A 13,716-nucleotide genomic window follows, 5' to 3' on the forward strand; every position below is an offset into this window, starting at 1 on the left:
CACGGTAAGAAATATCACAAGCGCAGTCATGGTAAAACAAACCGAGGGCAAATAAAAAATCGCGTTAGCATTGAAGAGCGCCCACAAATAGTTGATGAGAAAGGCCGTATCGGAGATTGGGAAATAGATACCGTCATAGGCAAAGGTCATCGAGGCGCCCTTGTTACCATTGTAGAGCGGGTTACCCAATTCACTGTATCAACTCAGGTGGCAGGAAAAACAGCGGAAGCCGTCACTGCGGCGACGATAGAACTATTAAGGCCATATAGGTCAGCGCTTCATAGCATCACGGCTGACAATGGAAAAGAGTTCGCTTATCACGATCAAATCACAGAGGCTTTAAGTGTTCCTGTTTATTTTGCTCACCCTTATCACTCATGGGAGCGCGGATTGAATGAAAACACGAATGGATTACTACGCCAGTATTGGCCGAAGAGCACAGATTTTAAGGCGGTAACACCAGCGCAAGTTATACCCGTACTTGAGCAACTTAATAATCGTCCGAGGAAGACACTTGGATTTGAAACGCCTGCAAAATTGATGCAGGATCACTTGGCGGCTAAAGCCGCCTAAACGTTATGCACTTCAGATTTGAATCCGCGCAATAAAAGGAGTGCCCATTATTTGGTTAAAATTTTCGACAAAATATTTGGGTTTTTCATTAGGGAATTTACTTGAAATCTCATTTTTTCTATTAATATCAAGTTCAAATTTTGTATTTTCTTTGTGTGTTCGCATTGACACTTCATGCCTTAGAGAGAGATGTTTTTGTTTTAATTTATAATTCCTATCTAATAAGGTTTGGTATTTATCTTCTATTTTTTCAGCTTGCTCTTTATATTGTTGAAGTGTTTTGGTGAGTGTTAGGTGTTCTTCAGCTGAGCTGGAAAATTTCTCCGACATCTCCTCGAACTGTTGGTTGCTATGTAATAAGTCGTCTTTAATTTTCTGGTTTTGCTCTGTTAGCTTGTTGATTTCATCAAGTTGCTGTTTTTCTGTAATTTTCAGTTTATCAATTTGACTTTGCTTTTTAGATGAGTCTTCTCGGTACTCTAGAGTTTCCTTTATAGCACTTGTGGCTTTCTGGCTCTCATCCTGAAATTGTTTATCTAATTTTTCGTATTTCTCAATGGGAATAAATTTAGCAGGCTCCCGATTTGCTTTGAAAGAGTCATACTTTTTTTGCCAATACTCTTTGAAAAAATTAGGTATATGTACTGCAAGAGGATAGAAAATAGTAGCTAAAATTGTTAACACGATAGGGGAGCAAATGTAGAAGCCAAAGCCTAGTTCTTCATATGTGTTTAGTTTTATGCTGAATTTTAAAGGTTCAGCTAAAAACCACCAAATACTCTTCCAATTTAATAAGCAGAATGCCCAGACAAAAGTAAAAATGAGAGGCCTATCTTTAAAAAGATCAAAAAAACTACCTTGTTCTTGATTATGCATATTATTTTATCTATTTAAGTTTTTAATAATTTAACGTAATAATCTGGTTATGTAAAAGTTTAACGAATTAGGAACTGTGAATTATATTTATTGCTTATCAGCTTATTATTAATAGCAAAAAAGCTCTAAACCCAAAGGGCTTAGAGCTTTCTATATACAATTAAAGTTCAGCTAAAACACTTCACTTCAACGTATCGTTGGGTTTCGTTTCACTCAACCCAATTTACTATTACTCATCAATTGAGCGTAGTAGGGCGTTTATGCCTACTTTTTCACGTGTTTGTTTATCTACTTTTTTCACGATGATTGCAGCGTATAGGCTGTGGGTGCCATCTTTTGACGGTAGTGCGCCTGGTACAACTACTGCGCCTGCTGGTACGCGGCCGTAGTGAATTTCGCCAGTTTCGCGGTCATAAATACGGGTGCTTTGGCTTATGTAAACACCCATTGAAATTACTGCGCCTTCTTCAACAATTACGCCTTCCACAATTTCAGAACGTGCGCCAATAAAACAGTTGTCTTCAATGATGGTTGGGTTAGCTTGTAGAGGCTCTAAAACGCCGCCTATGCCAACGCCACCTGATAAATGTACGTTCTTACCAATTTGTGCACACGAGCCTACAGTTGCCCATGTATCAACCATGGTGCCGTCGTCAACGTATGCGCCAATGTTTACGTACGATGGCATAAGTACGACGTTTTTACCTACAAAGCTGCCTTTACGTGCTACTGCGTTTGGCACTACGCGCATACCGCCTTGCTGGAACTGCTCTGGTGTGTAGTCGCTAAATTTAAGCGGTACTTTGTCGTAAAACTGGTTTACGCCGTCGTTCATTGGTTGGTTGTCGCGAATACGAAACGACAGTAATACTGCTTTTTTAAGCCACTGGTGTACAACCCATTCACCTGATATTTTTTCAGCAACGCGTGCTGCGCCGCTATCAAGTAAATCAAGTGCGTCAATAATGGCTTGTTTTACGTCGCTTGATACTGTGCTTGGGCTAATGCTATCGCGGTTGTCCCATGCGTTTTCGATCATCGTTTTTAAATCTGACATGTGTGTCCTCTATTCTGTTTCGGCGTTGAATTTTTTACGTAATGCCTGATGAATTTTTGCTTGCTCTTCATCAGTCAGCGCTTGGTATTCGTTATTAGATACGACAAAGAAATCCTCGGCACGTTCACCTACCGTTGTAATGCGGGCAGCGTGAATGTGTAGTAAATGCGCTTGGAAAACTTCGGCTATTTTGGTTAGTAAACCTTGTATATCGACGGCTTGAATTTCTATTAAGCTACGGTCTTTGCGTGCATGTGGGCGCAACACAATTTTAGGTTTAATATTAAAATCTTTAAAGCGTTGCGAGCGGCTCTTTTTAAAGCGAATCTTTTTACGCGGATCGCTCAGTGCTTGCTCAAGCCCACGTTTAATTGATTGCGCTCGACCACTTGCAATAGGGTCGCCACTTACTTCAAGTATTACAAAGCTAAACAAGACGTAACCGTCTTTTGTGGTCAGTACTTGCGCATGTTGTATTTGCGCTTTTTTAGAGCCAATCACACTTACTAATCGGGCAAACAGTGGGCCAGAGTAGGGGCTGTATACAAATACTTGTGTGCCACCATGCATAGCTTTGTTAGATACAACAACACTTGGCTGGCTTAAGTCTGTGCTACTTAATAAATGCTCACTTTGCCATGATATTTGCTGTTCACTAAAGGCGGTAAAGTAGTTGGCTTTAAAGCGGCTCCAAATTAAATCAATTTTTTCCTCTTGATAACCCAGATTTATTAAGCGTTGTTTAGCTTGGTGCTTTTTGTCGCGAATTTGGTCGCGTTGATCCATTGGGTTTTCGAGCCCTAGACGCAAAGCGCGCTGCGTGTGTAAGTAGAGCTCTCGCAGTAGGGTGTTTTTCCAATCGTTCCATAAGTTGTCGTTGGTTGCACGTATGTCGGCAACGGTTAAACAATATAAGTAGTCGAGTTGGCGCTCTGTTTTAACGCGTGTAGCGAAGTCTTTTATTACAGCAGGATCGTTAATGTCTTTACGCTGTGCGGTAACCGACATAAGTAAATGATTACTTACAAGCCATGCAACGAGCTTTGCATCCACCGATGAAAAACCATGTAATTTAGCAAATGCTATTGCGTCAACAGCGCCAAGTTCTGAGTGGTCGCCACCTCGGCCTTTAGCAATGTCGTGAAATATACCGGCTAAATAAAGTAGCTCTGGTTTGTCCATTCGAGTGACTATTTCACTGCAAATAGGAAACTCGCTAATGCCTGTTTTATCAAAATATTCGTAAATGTTTTTGATTAATTTGTGAGTGTGCTCATCTACGGTGTAGGCGTGAAACAAATCAAACTGCATTTGCCCAAATATATTACGCCACTGCGGTAAGTAGGCGGCAAGCATGCCGTGCTTGTGCATGAGCGTAAATGCGCGGCCCATGCCGTTAGGATGTTTAACTAAGCGTAAAAAGGCTTCGCGACAGGCTGCGTAATCTTGCAAATCGCCCAATAAACGACGGCGCACTTGGCGAATAGTACGAATAGTACTTGGGTAAATATGCGTTATTGCTGGGTTATCGGCTATGTGCTCAAACAATACAAAGAGTTGGTCGCGTCTAAAAAATACCGACGGATCTTTTACGCGTATTTGATGACCTACTTGCTCAAAGTTTCTGTCGAGTTCTATTGCTGCCACAGCACTACTTTCGGGCATTATGCTTTGTTCAAAGTATGAAAGTAGCATTTGGTTAAGCTCGCGCACGCGGCTCATTATTCTAAATAAGCGTTTCATCATACGCTCAACGGAGGCTTTGCCGTCGCTACCAAAACCTAAAATTTCGGCAGCTTGCGGTTGATGATCAAACAATAAGCGGTTTTCAGCTCGACCTGCAGCTAAATGCAGTGCAAAGCGAATGTTCCATAGGTTTTCTAGGCACTCAGAAAGCTCTTGAAACTCTTCGTGAGTTAAGTATCCGTGGCTTATTAACTCTTGCAGGGTTTCGGTTCTAAAATGCTTTTTTGCCACCCAAATAATAGTTTGTAAGTCGCGCAGACCACCGGGGTTTTCTTTAATGTTTGGCTCAAGATTATACGCTGTGCCGTGGCACTTTCTGTGGCGTAAGTTTTGTTCTTGAACTTTGGCAGTAAAAAATTCACCTGAGCGCCATACTGGCGTTTCAAGAATATGCATTTTGAGTTTTTCAAACTCAATGTGGTTACCAAAAATAAGGCGGCTTTCGAGCAAGCTGGTGGCAAAAGTAACGTCTTCACGTTTTTGCTCAATGGCTTGTTCTATTGTACGCACGCTGTGACCAATCTCTAAGTTGAGATCCCATAGCATGGTGACAAACTGGCCTATTTTTTCGCATATTTCTTCGCTTGGCGGTTTAGTTACAAGCAATAAAAAATCGATGTCGGAGTAGGGATGTAGCTCACCACGTCCGTATCCGCCTACCGCTATTAATGCTAAATCAGGTTCGCGCGCTAAGTCGTAAACATGAAAAAGCTTAATGAGTAGGCGGTCAATAAACTCAGCCCGGGCATTAATTAAATTCCCAACCGGTTGTTTAGAAAATTCGTTATGTAACCATTTATAAAAATAGCTAGAACAATCGCGATAATCACTAAGTTGCTCTGCATCGCTAAGCAACTTTTTTACTTTGTTGGGTAATGCCACGTGGGCTGGCTCCTTGTTGAACCTTTCACACGGATAAGAATTTTCTTATCAAGTGTTTCGGTTTTATTAGTGTTCTATGATCCGCTCGATAGTATCATCTGATCGTAGCGTTAAAATTTCAACACCATTTTCAGTCACTAATAAAGTATGTTCCCACTGTGCAGACAAACTACGGTCGCGTGTTACTACTGTCCAATCATCTTTAAGAAGCTTACATTGGCGTTTACCCGCATTAACCATAGGTTCAATAGTTAAACACATACCTGCTTTTAGGGCTTCGCCAGTACCGGCTTTACCGTAATGCATTATTTGTGGTTCTTCATGAAATCCTGCGCCGATACCGTGGCCGCAATATTCACGTACAATTGAGTAGTTAAAGCTCTCTGCATATTTTTGAATTGCTGAGCCAATATCACCCAAGCGCACACCTGGTTTTACCATTTTAATAGCAAGGTATAAGCTTTCTTGTGTTACTTCTGCAAGACGCTTAGCTTGAATGTTTGGTGTACCAACGTGGAACATTTTAGATGTGTCGCCATGGTAGCCATCTTTAATGACAGTTACGTCGATATTTACACTGTCGCCTTCTTTTAATGCTTTGTCATTTGGAATTCCGTGACAAATAACATGATTAACTGACGTACAAACTGATTTTGGAAAGCCATGATAATTTAACGGAGCAGGGATTGCTTGTTGCACATTAACAATATAATCATGACAAAGTGTATTTAGCTCATCGGTGGTAACACCTGGCACTACATGAGGGCCGATCATTTCAAGTACATCGGCCGCTAAGCGCCCAGCTACGCGCATTTTCTCTATTTCTTCAGGGGTCTTGATAATAGCGCTCATTGAGGCTCCAAAGTTGAGTTTTTAACATTTATCGTCGAACAAATTTTGCACGCGACGTTGAGTATTTAATTTTAATATGGTATAAAGCGCGCCGTCTTTTTACAAATAAATTCTTAAATGATTTTTTGTATTTAAGGCAAACACAATTTTATTTTAACACACACACGTATCGTCACATACACTTGGGTGCATTTGAAGTTTAATTACTTCGGTGTTGGTGCTATGGGATATGTGGAGGCCTAACCCTAAACAACTATAGAGGATCTATAAAATGGCAAACGTTTCAATGCGCGATATGCTTCAAGCTGGTGTTCACTTTGGTCACCAAGCACGTTACTGGAACCCTAAGATGAAGCCTTTCATCTTCGGCACACGTAACCGTGTACATATCATCAACCTTGAGCAAACTGTACCAATGTTCAACGACGCACTTAAGTTTTTATCAAGTGCTGCAGCAAACAAAGGTAAAGTTCTTTTCGTTGGTACTAAGCGCGCAGCAAGCGACGCAGTTAAATCAGCTGCTTTAGAAAGCGACCAGTTCTTCGTAAATCACCGTTGGTTAGGTGGTATGTTGACTAACTGGAAAACTGTACGTCAATCAATCAAGCGTCTTAAAGACCTTGAAGCACAAAGCCAAGACGGAACTTTCGAGAAATTAACTAAGAAAGAAACGTTAACGCTTAACCGCGAAATGGAAAAGCTTGAAAAGAGCCTTGGTGGTATCAAAAACATGGGCGGTCTTCCAGACGCGCTTTTCGTTATCGATGCTGACCACGAGCACATTGCTATCCGTGAAGCAAACAACCTAGGTATTCCAGTTGTTGCAATCGTAGATACTAACTCTAACCCAGACGGTGTTGATTACATCGTACCTGGTAACGATGATGCTATCCGTGCTGTAAGCCTTTACACTAGCGCTGTTGCAGCTGCTATTACTGAAGGTCGCGAGAATAACATCGTTGCTCAAGCTGAGAAAGACGATTTCGTTGAAGCTGAGTAATTAGCTGTCATCAAGTCTTCATCTTTTTAAGGTGAAGACTTGCTATTCTTGTCGAGCGGGTAACCCGCTTATCTAACCTGATTTCAGATTTGAGGATTTACTAATGGCTGTAACTACTGCCCTAGTTAAAGAATTACGCGAGCGCACAGGCGCTGGCATGATGGATTGTAAAAAAGCGTTAACTGAGACTGATGGCGACATCGAGTTAGCGATTGAAAACATGCGTAAAAGTGGCGCTGCTAAAGCTGCTAAAAAAGCAGGTAACATTGCTGCTGAAGGTACTATCATCATCAAGCAAAACGCGGGTGTTGCAGTACTAGTAGAAGTTAACTGTCAAACAGATTTCGTTGCAAAAGACGTAAGCTTCTTAGCATTTGCTAACAAAGTTGCTGACGCTGCAATTGCTGACACTATCTCTATCGAAGACTTACAAGCTAAGTTTGAAGAAGACCGTGTTGAGCTAGTAACTAAAATTGGCGAAAACATCAATGTACGTCGTTTACAGTACGTAACTGGTGAAAACCTAGTTGAGTACCGTCATGGCGATCGTATCGGTGTTGTTGTTGCGGGTGTTGCTGATGAAGAAACACTTAAGCACGTTGCAATGCACGTTGCTGCATCTAGCCCTGAATACTTAACACCTTCAGATGTACCAGCTGACGTTGTTGCTAAAGAAAAGCAAGTACAAATCGAAATCGCGATGAATGAAGGCAAGCCTGCTGAAATCGCTGAGAAGATGGTTGTTGGCCGCATGAAAAAATTCACTGGTGAGGTTTCTCTTACTGGTCAAGCTTTCATCATGGAGCCTAAGAAAACTGTTGGCGATATTCTTAAAGAGAAAAACGCAACAGTTACTAGCTTCGTACGTGTAGAAGTTGGTGAAGGTATCGAGAAGAAAGAAGAAGATTTTGCTGCTGAAGTTGCTGCTCAAATTGCTGCTGCTAAAGCTAAGTAAGATTACTATTTGTGAAGGATAATGAAATTAGATGCAATTAAAGTACTATTTGGTTTTGCTTCGCAGCTAGAAATTCTTTAAAATAACCGCGCTTTTATGTTTAACATAAGCGCGGTTATTTTTTATCCATAATTCAATAAAAGTTGGCCCCAATACTATGACTATCAATCGCAAACCTATTTTTAGACGTGTTCTTCTCAAATTAAGTGGTGAAGCTTTAATGGGAGACGAAGGCTTCGGCATCGACCCTAAAGTTTTAGACCGTATGGCACAAGAAATTAAAGAGCTAGTAGAGCTCGACGTAGAAGTGGGTTTAGTTATTGGTGGAGGTAACTTTTTACGCGGTGGATCACTTGCAGAAGCAGGTATGAATCGCGTAGTAGGCGATCACATGGGTATGCTTGCAACGGTTATGAACGGCCTTGCAATGCGTGATGCGCTACACCGTGCATTTGTAAATTGTCGTCTTATGTCGGCTATTCCGCTTAATGGTGTATGTGACGCTTATAACTGGGCTGAAGCAATTAGTTTATTGAAAACTGGTCGTGTAGTCATTTTTGCAGCGGGTACTGGTAACCCATTTTTTACTACCGATTCTGCAGCATGTTTACGCGGTATCGAAATTGAAGCGGATACGGTAATTAAAGCGACTAAGGTTGATGGCGTATACAGTGATGACCCTGTTAAAAATCCAGATGCGACGCTTTATACCCACTTAAGCTACAATGAAATCATTGAAAAAGAATTAAAAGTTATGGATTTAGCGGCATTTACTCTAGCCCGCGATCACAATATGCCATTGAGCGTATTTAACATGAATAAATCAGGCGCGCTAAAACGCGTAATTATGGGTGAAGAAGAAGGTACACTTATTTCTTCACAAGCCTCAGATGAAATAATCAAATAATTAGGATTAAACCGTGATTAACGATATTCAAAAAGACGCGCAAGCGCGCATGCAAAAAAGTGTAACTGCACTAGGTAGCCAATTATCTAAAATTCGTACTGGCCGTGCACATCCTGCAATCCTAGATGGCATTATGGTGTCGTACTACGGTGCACCAACGCCTTTAAACCAAGTTGCTAACGTAACAATTGAAGATTCTCGTACACTTGCTATTGGTGTATTTGATAAGTCTTTAGCGCAAGCGGTTGAAAAAGCAATTATGGCATCTGACTTAGGTTTAAACCCTATGTCGGCAGGTACTGTTATTCGCGTACCACTTCCTCCACTTACAGAAGAGCGTCGTAAAGACCTAATCAAAATTGTACGTGCTGAAGTTGAAGGCGGTCGTGTTGCTATTCGTAACATTCGTCGTGATGCAAATGGCGATGTAAAGGGTTTATTAAAAGATAAAGACATATCTGAAGATGAAGCGCGTCAATCAGATGATGCGATTCAAAAGCTTACTGATAAGTTTATTAAAGAAATGGATACTTTATTAGCTGCCAAAGAAACAGAATTGATGGAAATCTAAGCAACTAAAATTATTAGTTTTGAAACGCCGTCTAGGGTATACTAGGCGGCGTTTTTTTATGGAATACTCGATATTTATGGTTCTAGATGCTGACAAAATTTCACAGCAATGTTTACCCAAACATGTTGCTATCATCATGGATGGGAACGGACGTTGGGCGCAAGCTAGAAATAGACCTCGTGTGTATGGGCATAAAAAAGGCGTAGACGCAGTTCGTCAATCTGTTCAGTTTTGTACTAAATTAGGGATACAATCGTTAACCTTATTTGCTTTTAGTAGTGAAAACTGGCGCCGCCCTGAAGACGAAGTAAACACTTTAATGGAGCTTTTCTTATTTGTTTTAACAAAGGAAGTTAAAAAGCTTCATAAAAACAATGTAAAACTGACCATTATTGGAGACTTATCACGATTTTCTGAAGGATTACGTAGCAAGGTAGACGCTGCGCATAAGCTGACTGAAAATAACACCGGGTTGCGTTTAAATGTTGCAGCTAATTACGGTGGTCGTTGGGATGTTGCCAATGCGGCAAAACAACTTGCTTTGCAAGTTGCGCAGGGCACACTAAACGCAGAAGATATTACAGAAGAGCGCTTAGCACAGCATATGAGCATGGCAGATCAGGCAGAACCTGATTTACTTATTCGCACTGGTGGCGATGTTCGTATTAGTAATTTTTTACTATGGCAAGTTGCTTATGCAGAACTTTACTTTACCGAGACACTTTGGCCAGATTTTAATGAAGCAGCATTTGCTGAGGCCATTGCGTGTTACGTTGCCAGAGAGCGACGTTTTGGTTGTACGGGCGAACAAATAAAACAATTACTCGCTCAAACCTAAATAGAATAAGGGTCACATTTTGTTAAAACAACGAATTTTAACCTCTCTAGTGCTAGCTCCATTAGCATTGGCTTTGGTTTTTTATACACCGCTTACGTTATTTAGTTACTTTGCTGGTGCAATTGTATTATTAGGCGCATGGGAATGGTCTGCATTTATGGGCCTTTGCGACAAGCTTAAACGTGCTGCCTTTGTTGTGTTTATTGGCGCTTTACTTGCCTTGCTTAATTTACATTGGCCTATTGAATCATTATGGGAAAATGGCAAGCTAGTCGGTGATGCAAATTACGTATTTACGCTTTCGTTTGCTTGGTGGATTGTTGCTAGCTATTTAATTTGGCGCTACCCAGAAATGGCTAAAGCGTGGAATGAAGGCCTAGTTATGCGCGGCATTGCAGGGCTACTCACGCTTGTACCGCTATGGCTTGCTCTAAATACACTACGTAGCGCGCAATATGCTGAATCAACTCATTTTGGTTCGGTGCTAATTTTAGTGGTACTTGGTATTGTATGGAGCGCAGATGTGGGTGCTTACTTTACGGGTAAAAGTTTTGGTAAACATAAGTTAATGCCTAAAGTAAGCCCTAATAAAACAATTGAAGGGTTAGCAGGCGGTGTAGTCGCTTCTATTATTTTTGTATTAGCATTTTGTCACTTTACCGATGTTGATTTAGTTGTATGGCCTGTGTACGCGATAATGACAGCATTTATTGCGTTGTTTTCTGCGGTAGGTGATTTACTGGAAAGCATGTTTAAACGTGAAGCTGGTTTAAAAGATAGCGGTCGATGTTTACCAGGACACGGCGGTATTTTAGATAGAATTGACAGCTTAACGGCTGCTGCTCCAATGTTTGTTATGTGCTATGCGTGGACTCTTAGTTTATGAGCCAAAAGCAATTGCTGGTTATTTTAGGCGCAACGGGCTCAATTGGTTTAAGTACACTTGATGTTGTGTCGCGCAATAAAGAGTTATTTGATGTTTTTGTTTTGGCTGCAGGACAAAATGCAAAGAAAATGGCGGAGTTGTGTATTGAACATGAACCGCTTTATGCGATTATGGCTAACCAGCAGGCCGCAGAGCAATTATCTGCGTATTTAGCTAATACTCAGTGCCAAACTCTTGTTATGCACGGTGAGCAAGCAATGAGTGACTTATGTGCTCATCCTGATGTTGACATTGTAATGTCGGCAATTGTAGGTGCAGCTGGTTTACTACCTACATTAAGTGCTGTTGAAGCGGGTAAAAAAGTACTACTAGCTAATAAAGAATCTTTAGTTATGTCAGGTCAGTTGTTTATTGATAAAGTTAAACAACATAAAGCCACTTTGCTGCCAATAGATAGCGAACATAATGCAATTTTTCAATGCCTACCGTCTTCGTTACAAAATGCCAAAGGCGATCAAAAATTACAGCAACATGGCGTAAGTAAAATTTTGCTTACCGGCTCTGGTGGCCCATTTTTAACGCGTGATATAAATACGTTAAAAGATGTAACCGTAAGTGAAGCCGTTGCACACCCTAACTGGTCGATGGGTCAAAAAATATCAGTAGATTCCGCAACTATGATGAACAAAGGCTTAGAGTTTATTGAAGCTAAGTGGTTATTCAATTGTGATGCGAGTGATATTGATGTGGTTATTCATCCACAAAGTATCATTCATTCAATGGTGCAGTACCACGATGGTTCTATTTTAGCGCAAATGGGTAACCCCGATATGCGCACGCCAATTGCCCATGCACTTGCGTATCCTGAGCGAATTAATGCGGGTGTTAAACCGTTAAACTTCTCTGACATTTGTGATTTTTCGTTTACTAAACCTGATTTTTCTCGTTATCCAAATTTACAATTAGCAATTGATGCGTGTAGTGCAGGGCAGGGCGCGACAACAACGGTTAATGCAGCAAATGAAATAGCTGTGGGCGCATTCTTAAACGGTAAAATTGGTTTTACCGATATATACAAAATAAATGCACAGACGCTAGAAGCTGCAACTTACACCAATGTGCAAAGCCTAGATGAAATTTTAGAGTGTGATAAATTAGCGCGTATTAGCGCTTCAGAATTTATAACAAAAGTGGCGCATTAATATGTTTGATTTTTTTTGGAATCTTGGCTCATTTATTTTAGCGCTTGGTATTTTAGTGGCCATACATGAATATGGCCATTTTTGGGTTGCACGAAAAATGGGCGTTAAAGTGCTGCGTTTTTCAATTGGTTTTGGTAAGCCACTGTTAAAATGGCATGACAAATATAATACCGAATACGTGATTGCCGCTATTCCATTAGGTGGTTATGTAAAAATGCTTGATGAGCGAGTTGATGACGTACCAGCAAATCAACGCCACTTGTCGTTTAACTCTAAATCTGTACAAGCGCGTATTGCTATTGTTGCTGCGGGACCAATGGCTAACTTTTTGTTTGCCATTTTTGCTCTTGCGGTGATGTACATGGTAGGTGTGCAATCGGTTAAGCCAGTTGTTGGCAGCATAACCGAAGGCAGTCGCGCAGAGCAGGCGGGCATTATGCCTTCTCAACATATTATAAAAATTGGTGATGATGACATAACGACATGGCAAGATGCCACGTTTGCGCTTATGTCTAACTTAGGCGAAGAAAGCGTTGAAGTTATTGTTCGTGATAAAAACCTTCAACCACGCGTTAAAACGCTTAATTTAGAGGGTTGGAAGCTTGACCAGCGAGACGTACCACCATTAAGTTCGTTAGGTATTGTGCCATTTAGACCTCAAGCAACTTTAACAATTGCCGCCGTAACTAAAGACTCAGCCGCAGAACACGCTAATTTACAAGTTAACGACACAATTTTGGCTGTAAACGGTGAAACAATAAGCAATTGGCAGCAATTAGTTAATCTTATTACGCAATCAGCTAACAAATCTTTACAATTTAGTGTAAAAAGACAAGATACTATACAAGCCATTATAGTTACCCCTAAAGGGCGCATTGATAATAACGGTATTGAGCAAGGCTTTTTAGGTGTTGCTCCTGTTGTACAGCAATGGCCTGATGGCTATGTAGAGACAAGGCATTACGGCCCGCTCGATAGTATCGTGCGAGGCACAAAAGAAACGTGGCGCTTAATTACACTCAGTTTTGACATGATTGGTAATTTAATTACAGGCCAGGTTTCGGTTAAAAATTTAAGTGGTCCTGTGGGCATTGCAGTAGGCGCTGGAACTAGCGTAAGCTATGGGTTAGTGGCCTTTTTAAGCTTTTTAGCCTTAATAAGCGTTAACTTGGGTGTATTTAATTTATTACCCTTACCAGTGCTTGATGGCGGACACTTAATGTATTACATAATTGAACTTTTTCGTAAAAAGCCGGTCTCTGAAAAGACACAAGAGTTTGGTTTTAAAGTGGGTGCCTTGTTGCTCATTTTTCTAACATGTTTCGCTTTGTTCAATGATGTATCGCGTTTGTAGTTACAGCGTGGCAAATT

At 40.9% G+C, this 13,716-nt stretch carries 13 protein-coding genes; 9 read left to right on the forward strand and 4 right to left on the reverse strand.

The window, feature by feature from the left end; all coding sequences use genetic code 11:
• Nucleotides 1-573 (forward strand): IS30 family transposase (locus I6E85_RS12235; protein ID WP_197236974.1); only part of this gene is annotated, 573 nt, incomplete at its 5' end.
• Between the two features lie 12 nt (nucleotides 574-585).
• Here I6E85_RS12235 and I6E85_RS12240 read toward each other — a convergent pair.
• From I6E85_RS12240 to map, 4 genes are all read right to left on the reverse strand, one after another.
• A complete protein-coding gene (locus I6E85_RS12240) occupies nucleotides 586-1,449 on the reverse strand; it encodes a hypothetical protein (RefSeq protein WP_197236975.1) in 864 nt (287 codons plus the stop codon).
• Nucleotides 1,450-1,678: 229 nt separating this feature from the next.
• Nucleotides 1,679-2,506 (reverse strand): 2,3,4,5-tetrahydropyridine-2,6-dicarboxylate N-succinyltransferase, encoded by an 828-nt coding sequence (dapD, locus tag I6E85_RS12245; protein WP_002958324.1) that lies wholly within the window; start codon nucleotides 2,504-2,506, stop codon nucleotides 1,679-1,681.
• A gap of 9 nt (nucleotides 2,507-2,515) precedes the next feature.
• Nucleotides 2,516-5,134 carry a [protein-PII] uridylyltransferase gene (gene glnD, locus I6E85_RS12250; RefSeq protein ID WP_007580974.1) on the reverse strand — a complete coding sequence of 873 codons (2,619 nt, stop codon included), beginning with the start codon at nucleotides 5,132-5,134 and terminating at the stop codon, nucleotides 2,516-2,518.
• A gap of 66 nt (nucleotides 5,135-5,200) precedes the next feature.
• A complete protein-coding gene (gene map / locus I6E85_RS12255; protein ID WP_007580976.1) occupies nucleotides 5,201-5,986 on the reverse strand; it encodes a type I methionyl aminopeptidase in 786 nt (261 codons plus the stop codon).
• Nucleotides 5,987-6,257: 271 nt separating this feature from the next.
• On the opposite strand from map, the gene rpsB reads away from it, so the two are divergent.
• The 8 genes from rpsB to rseP all read left to right on the forward strand — a co-directional run bounded on the left by rpsB (nucleotide 6,258) and on the right by rseP (nucleotide 13,699).
• Nucleotides 6,258-6,986, forward strand: a complete 729-nt coding sequence (gene rpsB / locus I6E85_RS12260) for a 30S ribosomal protein S2 (protein ID WP_007580978.1) — start codon at nucleotides 6,258-6,260, stop codon at nucleotides 6,984-6,986.
• A 103-nt stretch (nucleotides 6,987-7,089) separates the two neighbouring features.
• Complete coding sequence (gene tsf, locus I6E85_RS12265) at nucleotides 7,090-7,941, forward strand: translation elongation factor Ts (protein WP_007580981.1); 852 nt, start codon at nucleotides 7,090-7,092, stop codon at nucleotides 7,939-7,941.
• Nucleotides 7,942-8,098: 157 nt separating this feature from the next.
• Nucleotides 8,099-8,848 carry a UMP kinase gene (pyrH, locus tag I6E85_RS12270; RefSeq protein ID WP_007580982.1) on the forward strand — a complete coding sequence of 250 codons (750 nt, stop codon included), beginning with the start codon at nucleotides 8,099-8,101 and terminating at the stop codon, nucleotides 8,846-8,848.
• A 13-nt stretch (nucleotides 8,849-8,861) separates the two neighbouring features.
• Nucleotides 8,862-9,419 carry a ribosome recycling factor gene (frr, locus tag I6E85_RS12275; RefSeq protein WP_024599058.1) on the forward strand — a complete coding sequence of 186 codons (558 nt, stop codon included), beginning with the start codon at nucleotides 8,862-8,864 and terminating at the stop codon, nucleotides 9,417-9,419.
• A 58-nt stretch (nucleotides 9,420-9,477) separates the two neighbouring features.
• On the forward strand, nucleotides 9,478-10,257 hold the full coding sequence (locus tag I6E85_RS12280) for an isoprenyl transferase (protein WP_197236976.1): 780 nt from the start codon (nucleotides 9,478-9,480) through the stop codon (nucleotides 10,255-10,257).
• Nucleotides 10,258-10,276: 19 nt separating this feature from the next.
• Complete coding sequence (locus tag I6E85_RS12285) at nucleotides 10,277-11,143, forward strand: phosphatidate cytidylyltransferase (protein WP_007580986.1); 867 nt, start codon at nucleotides 10,277-10,279, stop codon at nucleotides 11,141-11,143.
• Nucleotides 11,140-12,345 (forward strand): 1-deoxy-D-xylulose-5-phosphate reductoisomerase, encoded by a 1,206-nt coding sequence (ispC, locus tag I6E85_RS12290; protein ID WP_024590724.1) that lies wholly within the window; start codon nucleotides 11,140-11,142, stop codon nucleotides 12,343-12,345. The genes I6E85_RS12285 and ispC overlap by 4 nt, the downstream gene beginning before the upstream one ends.
• Nucleotide 12,346: 1 nt before the next feature.
• Entirely contained in the window at nucleotides 12,347-13,699 is a 1,353-nt protein-coding gene (rseP, locus tag I6E85_RS12295; RefSeq protein ID WP_169061113.1) for a sigma E protease regulator RseP, read from the forward strand.
• The last annotated feature ends 17 nt before the right edge of the window (nucleotides 13,700-13,716 follow it).

The organism is Pseudoalteromonas sp. NZS71, assembly GCF_015864715.1.
Taxonomy (GTDB): domain Bacteria; phylum Pseudomonadota; class Gammaproteobacteria; order Enterobacterales; family Alteromonadaceae; genus Pseudoalteromonas; species Pseudoalteromonas arctica.